15 protein-coding genes, 8 tRNA genes and 1 rRNA gene are annotated in these 16,663 nt (G+C 38.6%); 1 reads left to right on the forward strand and 23 read right to left on the reverse strand.

Annotated features, from left to right (window positions below; all coding sequences use genetic code 11):
- Nucleotides 1–292: 292 nt before the first annotated feature.
- The 21 genes from AC3WSO_RS21965 to acpS form a co-directional block, all read right to left on the reverse strand.
- Nucleotides 293–1,844, reverse strand: a 16S ribosomal RNA gene (locus AC3WSO_RS21965).
- Between the two features lie 200 nt (nucleotides 1,845–2,044).
- Nucleotides 2,045–2,118, reverse strand: a tRNA-Gly gene (locus AC3WSO_RS21970).
- Nucleotides 2,119–2,142: 24 nt separating this feature from the next.
- Nucleotides 2,143–2,219, reverse strand: a tRNA-Arg gene (locus AC3WSO_RS21975).
- A 20-nt stretch (nucleotides 2,220–2,239) separates the two neighbouring features.
- Nucleotides 2,240–2,325, reverse strand: a tRNA-Leu gene (locus tag AC3WSO_RS21980).
- A 66-nt stretch (nucleotides 2,326–2,391) separates the two neighbouring features.
- Nucleotides 2,392–2,464 (reverse strand) — tRNA-Lys (locus AC3WSO_RS21985).
- Between the two features lie 15 nt (nucleotides 2,465–2,479).
- Nucleotides 2,480–2,554 (reverse strand) — tRNA-Gln (locus AC3WSO_RS21990).
- 5 nt (nucleotides 2,555–2,559) lie between these two features.
- Nucleotides 2,560–2,635: transfer RNA gene (locus tag AC3WSO_RS21995), tRNA-Asp, on the reverse strand.
- Nucleotides 2,636–2,671: 36 nt separating this feature from the next.
- A tRNA-Glu gene (locus AC3WSO_RS22000) sits at nucleotides 2,672–2,743 on the reverse strand.
- Between the two features lies 1 nt (nucleotide 2,744).
- Nucleotides 2,745–2,821, reverse strand: a tRNA-Asn gene (locus AC3WSO_RS22005).
- A 91-nt stretch (nucleotides 2,822–2,912) separates the two neighbouring features.
- Nucleotides 2,913–3,374, reverse strand: a complete 462-nt coding sequence (locus AC3WSO_RS22010) for a SprT family protein (protein WP_492533653.1) — start codon at nucleotides 3,372–3,374, stop codon at nucleotides 2,913–2,915.
- A 226-nt stretch (nucleotides 3,375–3,600) separates the two neighbouring features.
- Complete coding sequence (locus tag AC3WSO_RS22015) at nucleotides 3,601–5,775, reverse strand: Tex family protein (RefSeq protein WP_492533654.1); 2,175 nt, start codon at nucleotides 5,773–5,775, stop codon at nucleotides 3,601–3,603.
- Between the two features lie 193 nt (nucleotides 5,776–5,968).
- Nucleotides 5,969–6,754 (reverse strand): RNA polymerase sigma factor SigB, encoded by a 786-nt coding sequence (sigB, locus tag AC3WSO_RS22020; RefSeq protein ID WP_492533655.1) that lies wholly within the window; start codon nucleotides 6,752–6,754, stop codon nucleotides 5,969–5,971.
- Complete coding sequence (gene rsbW / locus AC3WSO_RS22025; RefSeq protein WP_492533657.1) at nucleotides 6,732–7,202, reverse strand: anti-sigma B factor RsbW; 471 nt, start codon at nucleotides 7,200–7,202, stop codon at nucleotides 6,732–6,734. The genes sigB and rsbW overlap by 23 nt, the downstream gene beginning before the upstream one ends.
- Nucleotides 7,199–7,534, reverse strand: a complete 336-nt coding sequence (locus AC3WSO_RS22030; RefSeq protein ID WP_079562544.1) for an STAS domain-containing protein — start codon at nucleotides 7,532–7,534, stop codon at nucleotides 7,199–7,201. Before AC3WSO_RS22030 ends, rsbW begins: the two co-directional genes overlap by 4 nt.
- A 71-nt stretch (nucleotides 7,535–7,605) precedes the next feature.
- Complete coding sequence (locus AC3WSO_RS22035; RefSeq protein WP_492533659.1) at nucleotides 7,606–8,601, reverse strand: PP2C family protein-serine/threonine phosphatase; 996 nt, start codon at nucleotides 8,599–8,601, stop codon at nucleotides 7,606–7,608.
- Nucleotides 8,602–8,613: 12 nt separating this feature from the next.
- The gene (locus tag AC3WSO_RS22040; RefSeq protein WP_197141543.1) at nucleotides 8,614–9,015 is read right to left on the reverse strand and encodes an anti-sigma regulatory factor; all 402 of its coding nucleotides are present in this window, start codon (nucleotides 9,013–9,015) and stop codon (nucleotides 8,614–8,616) included.
- 389 nt (nucleotides 9,016–9,404) lie between these two features.
- Entirely contained in the window at nucleotides 9,405–9,755 is a 351-nt protein-coding gene (locus AC3WSO_RS22045) for a type II toxin-antitoxin system PemK/MazF family toxin (RefSeq protein WP_049663446.1), read from the reverse strand.
- A 4-nt stretch (nucleotides 9,756–9,759) separates the two neighbouring features.
- Entirely contained in the window at nucleotides 9,760–10,023 is a 264-nt protein-coding gene (locus AC3WSO_RS22050; RefSeq protein ID WP_492533660.1) for a hypothetical protein, read from the reverse strand.
- Nucleotides 10,024–10,342: 319 nt separating this feature from the next.
- Complete coding sequence (alr, locus tag AC3WSO_RS22055; protein ID WP_492533661.1) at nucleotides 10,343–11,464, reverse strand: alanine racemase; 1,122 nt, start codon at nucleotides 11,462–11,464, stop codon at nucleotides 10,343–10,345.
- Nucleotides 11,465–11,684: 220 nt separating this feature from the next.
- Entirely contained in the window at nucleotides 11,685–12,791 is a 1,107-nt protein-coding gene (locus AC3WSO_RS22060) for a LolA family protein (protein WP_492533662.1), read from the reverse strand.
- A gap of 278 nt (nucleotides 12,792–13,069) precedes the next feature.
- Nucleotides 13,070–13,423, reverse strand: coding sequence for a holo-ACP synthase (gene acpS / locus AC3WSO_RS22065; RefSeq protein ID WP_492533663.1), 354 nt, complete (start codon nucleotides 13,421–13,423; stop codon nucleotides 13,070–13,072).
- 64 nt (nucleotides 13,424–13,487) lie between these two features.
- Between acpS and AC3WSO_RS22070 the strand changes: the two genes are divergently transcribed.
- On the forward strand, nucleotides 13,488–14,108 hold the full coding sequence (locus AC3WSO_RS22070; RefSeq protein ID WP_492533665.1) for a rhomboid family intramembrane serine protease: 621 nt from the start codon (nucleotides 13,488–13,490) through the stop codon (nucleotides 14,106–14,108).
- Nucleotides 14,109–14,650: 542 nt separating this feature from the next.
- On the opposite strand, the gene AC3WSO_RS22075 is transcribed toward AC3WSO_RS22070, so the two are convergent.
- Nucleotides 14,651–16,132, reverse strand: a complete 1,482-nt coding sequence (locus tag AC3WSO_RS22075) for a PH domain-containing protein (protein ID WP_492533666.1) — start codon at nucleotides 16,130–16,132, stop codon at nucleotides 14,651–14,653.
- On the reverse strand, nucleotides 16,125–16,604 hold the full coding sequence (locus tag AC3WSO_RS22080) for a PH domain-containing protein (protein WP_492533668.1): 480 nt from the start codon (nucleotides 16,602–16,604) through the stop codon (nucleotides 16,125–16,127). The genes AC3WSO_RS22075 and AC3WSO_RS22080 overlap by 8 nt, the downstream gene beginning before the upstream one ends.
- Nucleotides 16,605–16,663: the final 59 nt, after the last annotated feature.

A 16,663-nucleotide genomic window follows, 5' to 3' on the forward strand; every position in this document is an offset into this window, starting at 1 on the left:
ACACATCGCATTTTGTCGTCAGCTTCACTCGTTCAGTCAGTCACGTACAAAGGTACGCTCCTTCCTTCTCTCGATTGCTTCCTAGAACTGCTCGTGTCTTGAAACCTTATTCGTTATTAAGCCTATAAAAAAACTTAAAAAATAAATGTGTTTGTTACAATTTCAATGTCGTTTTATCCAGTTTTCAAAGAACAAGTTTTGAAGTATTTCATTCGTTAAGAATGAACCTTCAAAACTGAACGCAAAACGTAATCTTACAAACCCTAGGTTTGTATTCCGAAAATATCCTTAGAAAGGAGGTGATCCAGCCGCACCTTCCGATACGGCTACCTTGTTACGACTTCACCCCAATCATCTATCCCACCTTCGGCGGCTGGCTCCAAAAGGTTACCCCACCGACTTCGGGTGTTACAAACTCTCGTGGTGTGACGGGCGGTGTGTACAAGGCCCGGGAACGTATTCACCGCGGCATGCTGATCCGCGATTACTAGCGATTCCGGCTTCATGTAGGCGAGTTGCAGCCTACAATCCGAACTGAGAACGACTTTATCGGATTAGCTCCCTCTCGCGAGTTGGCAACCGTTTGTATCGTCCATTGTAGCACGTGTGTAGCCCAGGTCATAAGGGGCATGATGATTTGACGTCATCCCCACCTTCCTCCGGTTTGTCACCGGCAGTCACCTTAGAGTGCCCAACTAAATGATGGCAACTAAGATCAAGGGTTGCGCTCGTTGCGGGACTTAACCCAACATCTCACGACACGAGCTGACGACAACCATGCACCACCTGTCACCGTTGTCCCCGAAGGGAAAACCATATCTCTACAGTGGTCAACGGGATGTCAAGACCTGGTAAGGTTCTTCGCGTTGCTTCGAATTAAACCACATGCTCCACCGCTTGTGCGGGCCCCCGTCAATTCCTTTGAGTTTCAGTCTTGCGACCGTACTCCCCAGGCGGAGTGCTTAATGCGTTAGCTGCAGCACTAAGGGGCGGAAACCCCCTAACACTTAGCACTCATCGTTTACGGCGTGGACTACCAGGGTATCTAATCCTGTTTGCTCCCCACGCTTTCGCGCCTCAGCGTCAGTTACAGACCAGAAAGTCGCCTTCGCCACTGGTGTTCCTCCAAATCTCTACGCATTTCACCGCTACACTTGGAATTCCACTTTCCTCTTCTGCACTCAAGTCCCCCAGTTTCCAATGACCCTCCACGGTTGAGCCGTGGGCTTTCACATCAGACTTAAAAGACCGCCTGCGCGCGCTTTACGCCCAATAATTCCGGACAACGCTTGCCACCTACGTATTACCGCGGCTGCTGGCACGTAGTTAGCCGTGGCTTTCTAATAAGGTACCGTCAAGGTACAGCCAGTTACTACTGTACTTGTTCTTCCCTTACAACAGAGTTTTACGATCCGAAAACCTTCTTCACTCACGCGGCGTTGCTCCATCAGGCTTTCGCCCATTGTGGAAGATTCCCTACTGCTGCCTCCCGTAGGAGTCTGGGCCGTGTCTCAGTCCCAGTGTGGCCGATCACCCTCTCAGGTCGGCTACGCATCGTCGCCTTGGTGAGCCGTTACCTCACCAACTAGCTAATGCGCCGCGGGCCCATCTTATAGCGACAGCCGAAACCGTCTTTTAGTATTTCACCATGAAGTAAAATAGATTATTCGGTATTAGCCCCGGTTTCCCGGAGTTATCCCAAACTATAAGGTAGGTTGCCCACGTGTTACTCACCCGTCCGCCGCTAACGTCAAAGGAGCAAGCTCCTTCTCTGTTCGCTCGACTTGCATGTATTAGGCACGCCGCCAGCGTTCGTCCTGAGCCAGGATCAAACTCTCCATAAAAGAAATTTGATTAGCTCAAATTGTTTTGCTGGCATCATGTTTGATGTCCAAATTTTTGTTTCGTTCACTAACTCAAGGTTAGCTACTGAAAACTTTATTGATTACGTTTTGCTTGTTCAGTTTTCAAGGTTCATGATGTCGCTTCTAAGCGACAACTTCTACATCATACTATATCAAAATATGAATGTCAATAAGTTTTTTGGAGCGGGTGATGAGAATCGAACTCACGACATCAGCTTGGAAGGCTGAGGTTTTACCATTAAACTACACCCGCGATATGAATAATATTTATTTAAAATGGCGCGCCCGACAGGAGTCGAACCCATAACCTTCTGATCCGTAGTCAGACGCTCTATCCAATTGAGCTACGGGCGCATGTATTTAATGAATTGACTTGGTGCGGCCGAGAGGACTTGAACCTCCACGGGGTTGCCCCCACTAGGCCCTCAACCTAGCGCGTCTGCCGTTCCGCCACGACCGCATTCAATTAGTAACTTTCTTATTATACTATGATAACCTAAAAAGTCAACTTTTTTTCTTAAAAAGATGAGCCATGAAGGACTCGAACCTTCGACCCTCTGATTAAAAGTCAGATGCTCTACCAACTGAGCTAATGGCTCGTATTAAGAAATGAATGGCTGGGGTACTAGGATTCGAACCTAGGCATGACGGAATCAAAATCCGTTGCCTTACCGCTTGGCTATACCCCAATAAGTGGCGGTCCCGACCGGGATCGAACCGGCGATCTCCTGCGTGACAGGCAGGCATGTTAACCGCTACACCACGGGACCAACGTTACTATATCTTCATGAATTAAAATAATGAAATGACCCCTACGGGATTCGAACCCGTGTTACCGCCGTGAAAGGGCGGTGTCTTAACCACTTGACCAAGGGGCCATGGCTCCGAAGGCAGGACTCGAACCTGCGACAACCTGATTAACAGTCAGGTGCTACTACCAACTGAGCTACTTCGGAATAATTCACATGTTTTGTCGTCGTTATCTTGTCGACTTTTACTATTATAGGGACATCTGCAGTAAACGTCAACCCTTTTTTACTATTTTTTTTATTCTATTAGTTTTAAACGCCCTAAACACTTGCTACAGCAGTATTTCTCCACATTCATTCTTATTTTTCTTACATATGATTGTTGGCATTTTACACATGTATATGTATACAGTCGACGTTGTTTTTTGGAAGCTGTCTTAGGGATTTGTAATACTGCACAAAAACGAGGAGCATTCACTTTTCCTAATAGCTCTCGAAAATCTTTGTCTCGATGCTGATACCCTTTGCCTTCCAAATGTAAATGATAATGACATAATTCGTGTCGAACTATTCCTTCTACTTCACTAATACCATACAATTCGTAGGCTTTTGGGTTAACTTCAATATTGTGCGATTGCAAAAGATAACGTCCACCAGTTGAACGTAACCTTGAATTAAAATATGCTCGATGCATAAACGGCTTCCGGAAACTATCTAATGATATTCGACTAACAAGATGTTGAAGTTCCTCATTGTTCATATCTATATCACCTCTAACAACAAGAATACCACACTGTCTAGTATAGACAGTGTGGTAAATTTTATCCCGCTTTAACAGGCAGTAATTTATCTGCATTAAAAATAAAGCGATCAGTACAATTATAGTAAAGACTAGAATTTAAGTGGGAGATTAACTGCCCGCATATGGTGAAGACTAATAATCAACAGGGATCAAGAGAATCCACGATGATTAAAGTTTCACTTAATTACGCTTCGATAGTTTGATCTTTAGGAGGCAGCATCGTTAATGATATGCGTCCTTTATTGACATCTATTTGTTCTACCCAAACCGTCACAATATCACCGAGCGCAACAACCTCTAATGGATGTTTAATGCGTTTTTTTTGTAATTTAGAAATATGCACAAGCCCGTCCTGCTTCACTCCAATATCTACAAATGCTCCGAAATCAACTACATTTCTCACTGTACCTTGCAATTCCATCCCAACTTGTAAATCTTCCATTTTCAATACGTCTGTTTTCAGTAAAGGCTGAGGGAATGCATCACGTGGATCGCGACTTGGTTTCATTAATGTATCCACAATATCCTTTATTGTGATTACTCCAACATCTAAAATGCCACTTAATTTTTCTTGATCTAGTTTTGCAATGGCTTCCTCGGCCTTTTGTGTCCCTAACTCTTTTTTATCAACTTGTACAACCTCTAAAATCTGCTCTGCTACACTATAGCTTTCAGGGTGAATGCCCGTAGCATCGAATGCATTTTTGGCTCCTGGCACACGTAAGAAACCTATTGCTTGTTCATACGTTTTTGCACCAAGTCGTGGAATTTTCTTTAGTTGAGCACGAGTAGTAAATTGCCCATTTTCCTCCCGCACCTTCACGATATTCTCTGCAACCGTTTTAGATAATCCTGAAACGTATTGTAGTAAAGAAGCTGAGGCTGTATTAACATCAACACCAACTTGGTTTACAGCCGTCTCTACTATAAATGTTAAGGACTCATTCAATTTCTTTTGAGAGACATCATGCTGATATTGGCCTACTCCAACTGCTTTTGGCTCAATTTTCACTAACTCCGACAGCGGATCTTGCAAGCGGCGTGCAATAGAAACGGCACTACGCTGTTCTACCTGTAAATCCGGAAACTCTGTACGGGCAACTTCGGATGCTGAATAAACTGAAGCTCCTGCTTCATTGACGATCACATAGGCAATATCTGTTTCAAGTTCATTCAATACATCCGCTATAAATTGTTCTGTTTCCCGTGAGGCAGTCCCATTACCAATAGCGATTATAGTAATTGGGTATTTTGCTAAAATCTCTTTCACAATTGCTTTTGATTTTGCTACATCTGGTTTTGGCGGATGTGGATAAATGGCTGTAACCTCAAGCATTTTCCCAGTTTCATCTACAACAGCTAGCTTACAGCCTGTACGATACGCTGGATCTACCCCTAATACATACTTCCCTTTCATTGGAGGCTGTAATAAAAGATTACGTAAGTTCTCAGAGAAAATATGAATAGCCTGCATCTCTGCTTTTTCTGTTAATTCATTTCGTAACTCTCGTTCTATAGAAGGCTGAATTAGACGCTTGTACGAATCCTCGATTGCTAACTTTACTTCAGCAATTGCTGGAGAGGAACCTGTAGCCGGAATCCACTCCTTCCACATAATCATCAATACTCGATCTATCGGTACTTGAATTGCTACTTTTAAGATTTCTTCTTTCTCACCACGATTTACAGCTAAAATACGGTGTGGGACAATACGATTTACCGGTTCTTCATATTCATAATACATTTCAAACACATTTTTTTCGTCTGCTTCTGCATCCTTCACACTTGTAGCGAGTACTCCATCTTTCCAGGAATACGTACGAATTTTTTCACGGATTGCCGCGTCATCAGCAAAGCGCTCTGCCAAAATATCTCGTGCCCCAGCTAATGCATCCTCTACATTAGCAACCTTCTCCTCATCTACGAAGGCCATTGCTAATTTCTCTAAAGGACCATTACGATACTCTAATAGAAGATCTGCAAGAGGTTCTAACCCTTTCTCTTTCGCAATTGTTGCCTTTGTTCGGCGTTTTTGTTTATACGGTCGATATAAATCCTCTACACGTTGTAAAACAGTTGCTGCTTGAATCGCTTGTTCTAATTCAGGTGTTAGTTTATCTTGTTCCTGAATTAATCGTACGACCTCTTCTTTACGTTGCTCAAGCTGCTGTATGTAATGATAACGATCCTCCACAGCTTTTATCTGCACTTCATCAAGGGACCCAGTAGCTTCTTTTCGATAACGTGCAATGAATGGCACGGTATTTCCTTCTTCTAATAATTTAATAACAGCCTCAGCTTGACCCGGCTTAACAGCTACATCCTTTGCAATGAGCTGTAACATTTGCTTTTGTTCCACATCATCACTACCTTTTTTCTTTTCATTTTACCATTACACTTTACTAAAAATGCAAAAAAATAGTCTACTCTAACGGAAGAGTAAACTATTTTAATCAATACGAAGAGACTATTCTCTCTAGCACTTCCTGCAAAGCTCGTACTATTGCTTGTATTTGCAACAACAACAGGAAAGCCCCTCTCGCTAAAAAATTTTAAAGCGAGACACCATCTCTTACTAAGATAGCTTCTTGCAATTTTTTTATTGCCTTCCTTTGTATTCTAGATACATGCATTTGAGAAACCCCTAATCGTTCTCCAACTTCTTTTTGAGTGAGTTGCTCTAAATATGTAAGCTGAATAATTTGTCTTTCTCTCTCATCTAAAATACTCATTGCTTCAGAAACAATCATTCTTTTATTAGTCATTTCATAGCCGTCATCTTCTTTACCCATAATATCAAATAACGTTACTTTACTACCGTCAGAATCCGACTCTATTGAATGATCCATAGAAAGAGCATGATAACTACGGATCATCTCCATAGCCTCTAACACTTCCTCTTCTGCTACTTCTAATTGATCTGCAATTTCCTTAATAGACGGAGAACGTTGCAACTCAACTGTCAACGCTTCAACTGTTGTTTTAATTCGTGGCCCTAATTCTTTTATCCGTCTTGGCACATGAATATCCCAAGTCTTATCTCGTAAAAAGCGCTTAATTTCTCCAACAATCGTTGGAACAGCAAATGCTTCAAAACTTCGACCAACATCAGGATTAAAACGTCTTATTGCACCTAGCAATCCTAGCATACCTACTTGAGTAATATCATCATAACTAGATTTACCATTCGAATATTTACGTGCAATGGACTCTACTAAATATCGATAATGAATCACTAAATTTGTTTGAGCATCATTATCTTCCGTTAATTGGTACTGGGCAATCCACCTTAGTATATCTTCATTAGACGAAGATTTAGGTAGTGATTCTTTCGACATTTTTCTCCACCTGCTCTCTAGCGACATACTTAGTCATGAAAACAGTTACGCCACCATCGTTATTTATCATCACCTCATCCATCAAAGTTTCCATTAAATAAAGCCCTAAACCACCTTCGCGAAGACCTGCTATACTCTCTTCAGGATGATACGGACCAATTTTCGATTTTATCTCCTCAAAATTAAAACTATTACCGTAATCTGCAATCATCATTTCTAGTTTACTTTCATACAGAGCACAACCAATGACGATTTCTCCCTCTTCTTCGTCCTTATATGCATGATGTACAACATTTGTTACCGCTTCACTTGCAGCAATTTTTAAATCTTCAATATCATCATAATTAAATCCAACTCGACTAGCTAAGCCAGAAACCGTCAATCGAATCACGCTGACAAATTGCGGTTTTGCAGGAACCCTTATCTCAATATAATCAAATTCCTTCATTTTCGTAATTCCACCTTTTTATCAGTTTCAATATCCATTAGATCGCTTAAACCAGTAATTTCAAACAACCTTTGTAATCTATTCGATAAACCAACTAATTTAACTTTACCATTTTCGCGTAGTGTTCTTTTATAAAAGGCTACAAAGATACCTAGCCCTGTACTATCCATATAATTAACTTTTGATAAATTAAGTACTATTTCTAATCCTTCAGTAATTTTCACTGCCTCTAATTCTTCCCTGAGTCCTGAAGCAGTAAAAGTATCTATTTCACCCTCTACAAATCCGTATAGTTTATTATCAAGTTCTTTAAAGTGTATCGCCATATCCATACAGCACACCTCCACCAATTTGTTAGACTAAATTTCTATTCCCGTAATTATTAACAGTCAAACCTAAATAACTATTTTTTTATAATTGCAATTGTAAAATCATCTGATAGTTTAAAATCCTGTATTTTTTCAATTTGCTTATAAAGAAGATTACATAATTCTTGGGCTGACAAGTATTTATTTTCAAATATTAATGATGTAATGACCTCTCTTGCATTCACTTCATCCTGCAATCTGAATTCAGTAACACCATCCGTCATCATGATTACGATATCGTTTTCTTCCAAAGTAATTTCGTTATAAGAATATTTTGTTTCTGGCAACACCCCTAATAATAATCCCGTTGATTCCAAAGGGATAAATTGATTGCGTTCAGCACTGTAATGAAGAGCTGGCTCATGACCGGCAGAAGCATAAGAAAAAATGCTTTTTCGCATATCCAAACAACCGTAGAACATAGACACAAACATACTGTCATCTACACTCTTTTCAATTACTCGATTAATGACCGTTAATACATATGAAGGATCTCCACATGCATAATCCAATGCCTCCAAACCATATTTCACCATAGACATACATAATGCGGCTGGAACACCTTTACCTACCACATCCGTCACAGCTACACTCAAATAATCATCTCGATTATATAAAAAGTGGACATAATCCCCATTCATTTTCCGAATTGGAATAGATATCATTCCTAAATCGATATTTAAAAGTTGTGGTACCTCTGTTTTAAGTAATGTACTCTGGATACTTGTAGCAATTTTCATTTCTATCTCATACTCAGCTTGTTTTTGTAATAAGCTTTGGTGCTCCCTATGAGCCATTCCATAATGCACCATCACTTCGATAAGAAAATCATATGCAAGCTGTTCTTCACTCATTCTACAAGGAAATAGCTTTTCAACTGCGTTTTTATGAATACTTACAACATCCTCTGGAGATATATTATTTTGGATTAACTGACGAGTGAAATTTTGAGCAATATACAAATTCTTTTCAGTTTGATCAGTCATATAATCTGACAAAATCTTTTTATATTGAGATTCTAATCTATCCAACAACTCCACATCCTAACGCAGCCATTTTTCAGCTCTTATCGTTGTTCCCTCACCAATAACCGATTGAATATTCATACTATCCATCAATCGATTAACGCCTGGTAAACCTGCACCTAGCCCACCTGAAGTAGAGTAACCATCCTCCATCACTTTCCGAACATCCTCTATTCCTGGTCCTTGATCAGTTGCTATAACAATTATTTTTTTCTCTGTGTCTGACTCAAATTTTTCAATTTCAATGACACCTATCCTTGCATATAAATATATATTTCTAGCTAGTTCACTTATAGCTGTGGTGATTCGAGCCTGATCAACAGTGTCAAATCCAAGCGCTTTTGCTTCGTCACGCCCCAGTTGTCTTGCTGCAACTATATCCCACTCAGTAATAATCTCAACCGAAGACTTAATTGTCACTGCTGTCCCCCCAATTCCTTTCGGAGTTTTACTCTTACACTTTTTTTCGACCTACTTACCTAAATATTTTAAATATTTTAATTATATTAAAGATTTTACCTCAGGGAAATGGTTGCTGTCGCTAAGTTTGTATTTCACAAAAAAAATTTTATTGCTGTCGCTTCGCTTTCGCACAGAGAAACACTTTTGCTGAATGAAGGTAAATTCTATGTATATTTTCTTAAACCTCTCATTACTTTTTCAAAAATCGATGCTAATTTTAGATCTTGAATATACCTCAAATCTATGTGCATCATTTTTTAAAAGCGATTTTAATATGTATATTGGAGGAACAATACAAAAAAGCATCGAGATGAAAACATCTCGATGCCGCTATACACATATGTATATCAAAATTTAACAAGCCCTAAACTAATCATCAATGCACCATCAACTTTCTCCATCAACGCATGGTCAAGTTGTGTAATACGATCTGTCAATCTTGACTTATCAATCGTCCGCACTTGCTCGAGCAGAATAACCGAATCACGTTCAAAACCATACTTTTCAGCATTAATTTCGACGTGCGTCGGTAATTTTGCTTTCTGAATCTGTGCAGTAATAGCTGCGATGATGACAGTCGGACTAAATCGATTTCCAATATCATTTTGAATAATCAGCACCGGCCTAGTGCCCCCTTGCTCGGACCCAACTACCGGCGATAAATCTGCAAAAAAAACGTCACCACGTTTTACATTCAAAGTGTCATCCCCCGCTAACGAGACGCTCCACTGTATGTTGTGCTTCATATTCTGCTTGCAAGCATTCACTCGCAATACTCAGATTTATATGAGACATTTCAACATATCCTTTCATCATAGCTTCCCGTATTTGATTTGGTTGCTCCTGCATTAAAACTTTGCGCGACAAAATACGCGCAAAAGATTCACTCTCAATTACTTCCTTTGTTTGTAGAAATAGTCTATCCTGAACAGCAATTGTAGCTTCTCTTAACTTTTTCTCGTACACAGCAAGCACCTCCAACGGAACCATCCACTTTTCATTACTACCCATTCTACCATTGAAAGATATTGTTGAAAAGACACGAAATGACAAAATATCTGACAATTTAAAGTCCAAGTTGTAAAAATATGTAGGTTGTCGAAGGTAAATGCCGATTTATTCACCTTGCAATATGTCAAAAATTATGATTGACTCATCTACCCGAATTTAACATATTGATTAGTAAGTACTTATTCACCAAGTTGTTTAGTTGCTCTGATAAAAAATTCATTTGTCCTAAATCAATTATGCCTCAGCATAATTGATTCCGATTTTTAATTTAGAGTTAAATGTATAATCTAGGAACTCTAGCTGTAATAATGCATGGTACTTCATAATTAATGGTTTCAAGCTTTGCTGCCCATTCATTCATTGAAATAACATCCTGTCCTTGATGTCCAATGAGTGTTACTTTCTCACCTATAGCATATGCTTTTGGCAAGGCAACCATACATTGGTCCATACAAATTCGTCCGACAATCTGCATTCTTTGACCATCAATTAGTACTTCTTGTCCGCCTAATTTACGAATCACTCCGTCAGCATAGCCTATTGGTATTGTTCCAATCCACATATCTGATGGGGCCGTAAAAGTAGCGCCATAGCCTACTGAATCACCTGCTTGTAACTGTTTCACATGAACAAGCTCACTCTCAAGCGAAAACGCTGGCTGTAACGAAAATGGTAAAATACCTTCTACATAAGGCGATGGTGATAATCCATACATTGAAATACCATATCTGACAGCATCAAATTGTAAATGTGTATCTTTCACTAAGGATGTAGCTGTATTTGATGCATGCACAAGTCTAGGCTTTTCAGGCAATACTGACACACATTTCTCAAAAAATTGCACTTGTCTATCGAAGTAAGAGGTATCTTCTTCATCTGCAGTCGCAAAATGTGTGAATATCCCATCAAGCTCTACATTTATTGTATTCTTTATTGTTTGATATAATTCCAATAATTCTTGTTCTGAACGAACGCCAATTCTGCCCATTCCACTATCTACTTTTATATGTAGTCGTAAAGGGTTTACTTCATTAGTTATGAACGGAGCAGCTTGCTGTACCCATTCACTAGCAAACGCCGTAAGAATTATGCGCTGCTTGGCAGCGTATGGCACAAACGAAATTGGAGAGGCGCCTAATAGTAGTATGTCCGGTTCTTCAAAATGCGCTCGAATATGTAATGCTTCATCAGGCGTTGCCACAGCAAGTATTGTTGCCCCTGCCTCGAGTGCCGCTTTTGCAACAGCTATATCTCCATGACCGTATGCATTTGCTTTTACGACAGCTATAATTTGAACATTAGGTTGAAGTAGCTTTTTTAATTTTTTTACGTTTTGTTGTATTGCTTGTAAGTCTACAATTGCTTTGGTTGGTCTAAAATACTGCTGTATCTCCATTAGAATACCCTCTTTATTATTTTATTAAAACAATATGTATTGATTAAATCACTTTTGCTCTACAGTTTTACCATAAGTTATTCTATTTTAGACTAATTTTCTACATAACTTTTATCATATATGACTTAACACTTTCTAAACAGTGTTAATATTCATCAAAACTGCACTATTCTTCTTAATAAGCTACAGCTTTCCATTTAGAAAGCTGTAGCTAGAGTAATTATTTCATACTACCTATCGTCATAGAAGTGGCAACTTGCACCATTTCTTCACGAGACAATTTACTAGATGCTACAAAGAATTCGACGCCATCCTTTTCCCAGCTAATAGATGTATCTGTAATAGCTCCAATTGTAAAGCCCAAATCTACAGGATCACCAGGCGATGATACTGGCAACATTGCAGTCTGTTTCGTAACTGGCTGTTGCATAACTGTAAATGGCTTGTCACCGTCGAACGTTAAGATAACACGTTCCATGCCACCCTCTTGCATGACTTTCTCATCCACCATCTTCGTATTTCCTAAACTTACAACAGGGTAATGTGTTTGGAACTTTGTATTTTCGACTTCTGCACTTACTGCTTGTTCCCCATCATTTCCATCGGGATTATTATTGCTCTCTTTATCGCCTTTATCCTTTTCTTCCTTGTTATCTTTTTCTGGCGATGCAGCGTTTTCCCCTTTTGGTTCATCTTTTTCTGTAAATTGCTCAACCGCATACTCTTTAGCCGCATGTTGAACACCTAATTTAATATTTTTAAATGTGATACGAATTTGCTCTTCTTTTACATCATTCATAATTACTACGGAAGTTGGAAGCATTGTTTTCTTATCGACTGTTATAACTTGATGAGGCATACTATTTTTATAGCTATTTCTAGTAGCCGCTTCAAATATATATGCTTTGTCCTCTTCTTTCATGACTAAATTTTTATCTTGAGCTAAATCTTCTGCTAGTGCACCTATTAAATAGGCCTGACTATTTTTCTTTGGCCAATCACTTTGGAATTTATACATTTTGTTTAATGTAGGTGTAACAACAAAAACGCCATCTGCATTTCGCACTATCATTTGTGAAACATCTTTCCCACTTTCTACAACTTCCACTCGATAGAAATCAGGTTTCGTATGCCAAACAGTTACATCATATTTTTTTGGATTCCCACCAGATTTAATCTCCATCGTAGCATTTAACTCATAACCATTGGTCTCTGCCCATTTCCCATTAACTTTCTTCAACACTTTTTCCTGTGAGTCTGTACCACATGCCGATAGAAGTAATATCGTACAAAGTAAGACGAGCCATTTAACTATTCGGTTGCCCACGCTTTCACCCTTTCCTTCTTTCAAATCCACTACGACAATATATGAACCGTATTTGTCAGTTATGTCATTTGAACATGGGCAATATATTTATCTTCACTCAGAAATTTATTTGCTTTTTAATAGCTACCACCATAGAGTGTTTGATTTCTGCTCCGACTTGGCGCTTTCTTAGGGCGTCAGTCGGAATGGAAATCAACTTATAGTTTTAATAAATGTCTTCCGCAACTTTTAATAATGAGCCCTTTTACTTTATATGGTGGAAGCTTGTTTTACATTTTTTATTGTAATAATATTACTTGCGCTGCTGCGTATTGCTTAGAGTGTGTTATGCTTACAAATCCATTTACAAGCTCTCCTTTAAAATATAAAACAGGATTACCAGCTTCTCCTCTTAAAACTTCAACATCATGAAGCTTACATTCTTTACCAATACCAGTTCCTAACGCCTTCGAAAATGCTTCTTTTACAGCAAATCGTCCGGCCAAAAATTCTATTCTACGAGTTTCTGTATGTGAATCAAACAAAACTCTTTCCCTTTCAGATAAAATGCGGTCTTTAAATTTATTTGTTCTCCCCATTGCTTTAATAATACGGTCGATTTCTACAATATCGAGACCAATTCCTTTAATCATTTGAACTTCTCCTTTTCCTATTTCTAAAAAGCCATGTATAATGATTGTAAATTGAGGTGGAGTTATGTTTAGTAGAACAGAAAATTTCAAGCAATATACAAAGTATTATCCTATTGTTTCAACATTAATAGCGGTTAATTTAATTATTTATGTAATAACTATTTTACCTGAAATAGGTGACCACGTATTGAATTACGGAATCCAAGTGAACTTCCTTGTTCAAACAGGTGAATGGTGGCGTGTTTTTTCTGCAATGTTTTTACATGCTGATTTTTTGCACGTTTTCTTTAATATGTTTTCACTGTATTTATTCGGACCAGAGCTTGAAAAAATTGCAGGTAAGGCGCGTTTTATTACAATCTATTTATTGTCCGGTATTGTAGGCGACATGGCTACCTATCTACTATATGATAGTAACTATGCAAGTCTCGGTGCAAGTGGAGCTGTTTTTGGAATATTCGGTGCGTTTGGAGCACTTGTATACTACACACGCCGTACAATGCCGATGCTTCGAAAACTTATTTTACCAATCATTGTGATAAGTGTTATTATGACTTTTTTACAGCCGAATGTGAATGTCTATGCTCACTTGGGCGGTTTAGTAACAGGGTTCCTTCTCGGACTCATCTACTTACATCCAAGAAGAATTTTAAGCTGGCGTAAACAAAAGATGGCAGGTAAGTAATAGATTCAAAGTGGAGCCATTCTCTGATGATAAGCTTTCATCGAGTGTTGCTCCTTTTATTTTTACGCTAGCGTTATATTCATTTTTTTATTTTATTCCCAATAAAACCGTATTAATGCTTGTCCATTTATGCTGCCAATTCACTTGAAGATAGCCACTCCTGCAAGATTCCCCAATAGCCCCCCGTTTGTAGGCCATTATTATTCACGTTTTGTTGCATTGTAGCTACATCTACTACTCTTTCTATTACTCCCCCTTTTGTTTGATTAATTTTATTATAAATAGAATATTTGGATATTTATAGGTAAAAAAGGATCATCATCATCATGTGTCCCTAACTCCCTTTTTGACTATAAACTTTTCTAAGAGCATCTGATTAGCCACTTAGATCAACACAATGTTTTTGTGCGAAAGCGTAGTATAAACGTAGTAGTACGGTGTTTGTCACTCATTCGTATATTGTTGTTCGAATGTTTTAACAAATGATTCATAAAAAAAGGCTAACCCCACATTAATTGTGAGGACTAGCCATATTCTCGCATTCAATGTTCGTACCAAGATACTATAGTTTCAGCATCCTGCTGCTCTAAGTTTCGCACATTCCCTGTCATACCAGTCATGCCCGACATTACCGTTGCTTTTACAGACATAACATTCTTTCTTTTTTGGAAATACGTTTGGGTAGTCCCAATAGATTGAATTCGTTTTTTCTCCATAAAAAATGTAATACGACTAAACACACGATATTGCATAGTTAATTGCTTTCCATCTATCATATAAGCAGCTGTTTTATGTTGCCAATTACCAATTAATATCGTTAATGGAATTAACAATAGCGAAAGCAACCCGTACGGATAAAAATAATAACTACATGCGCCAATTATAGGTACAAGCCAAACGAAATCAATTCGGTAAAAAAATGGACGAGCACGATTTGGCGAATGAATAAACTCTGGTCGCCAATTTACATCCGGAAAAATCTGCTCTAACGTTTCCAAACAATCTTGCTTCTGAATAAGTGGGAACAACGCAATTTTTTTATCATTTCCCTCTCCACCATTTCCCCCAGCACTCTCAACAACAACCGTTGCAAAGCCAAATAATTGACGCAATGGATTTTCTACAATACGAATCGCCTGAATTCGATTTAACGGTAAAGTAACTCGTTTTTTCTCCAGTAGCCCTTTTGTAATAATAAGCTTTTCATCTTCAGTTCGAACTGTATATTCATAATAATTGATCAATGTAATAATAAATGATACAAACCATGCCACAATTAAGCTGAATATCACTGTTAACACGACTAAAAATACGCCAATTTTAGCAAAGTCCGCTAGCTCGTCAAAGATTTTCTCATATGGGATTATATCTGAAAGCTGAGAGATAATTGCTGCTAGCCCAGACAGAACAACCCCTATTCCGCCCGAAGTTATGGCTAATATAAGTAAATCACGTATCGACATATGATAAATCATCGGCGCTAATACTTCCTCGGTTAGCGACTGTTCATTACTCATCTGTTCATCATTCGTCTGTTCATTGGCTTTGTTCTTCGTGCGACGCATTTCCAGCTCTATTGCATCTGCCGCATCCTTTCTTATTGCCGTTAACTCTACCTCTGGCTTTCTATCCTTGCTTCCCGCAGTTTCAACTTGAACCTTTACTAAGCCAAATAGTCGATGAAAAATACCCTCATTGTAATTTAAGCTTTGAATACGTTCAAAAGGGATGTAACGTTTCTTTTTAACGAACAAGCCATATTTTACACGCAATTCTCCATCTTCAAACCAATATACAAAGGTACGCCATTTAACAATACCACTAACAAGCGCAAGTATAGCCCCTACTCCCCATATACCGAATAAGAAAACAGTTCGCCAAAAATTATCACTATGAATATTAAACGAGAAGTGAAAACCATTCGTTATAATAATAACAATTAACGGGAAAATCATACTTTTTAATGCCTTTGCACTTGAAATAACAGCCGATACTGGGTGTAATCGATTAACTTCCTTAGACATCATCTTCTGCCACCCTTGCTAATTCCGAAATACGTGCACGAAGTCCATCCGCCTCTTCCATTACAAGGGCTGGAATCGTATGTACAGTTGCCGCCGTTGATATTGAAATATTACCTAAACCATATTTTTTTAATATCGGTCCTTGCGTTGTATCAACATGTTGTACACGCACCATTGGGATAAGCGTACGTTTAACAACGAATAAACCATGTTGCACTTCAATCTCACTTTCACGCACCTCATAGCGCCAGCGTTCCCATCTTACTTTCGGAAATAGATAAGCAGATAGAATAGCACTAAGTATAACTACAACAACTGCAATGAAATAAATAAATGATGGCCATTCAAAATAATAGGTGCCATAGCATACTAAAGCCGCTATAATCAAAAGAATTATCGTTTGCAATACACCATATAAACGCCACACTGTTAATCCTTTTCTGGAAATCTTATGCATTGGTTCTGATCTCAAAATCGATCCCTCACTTTCCTTATTTATGTATACGTAACTAATTATCTTTTTGTTTCAAA

It is taken from the genome of Lysinibacillus sp. EB106-09-02-XG168 (assembly GCF_058791475.1).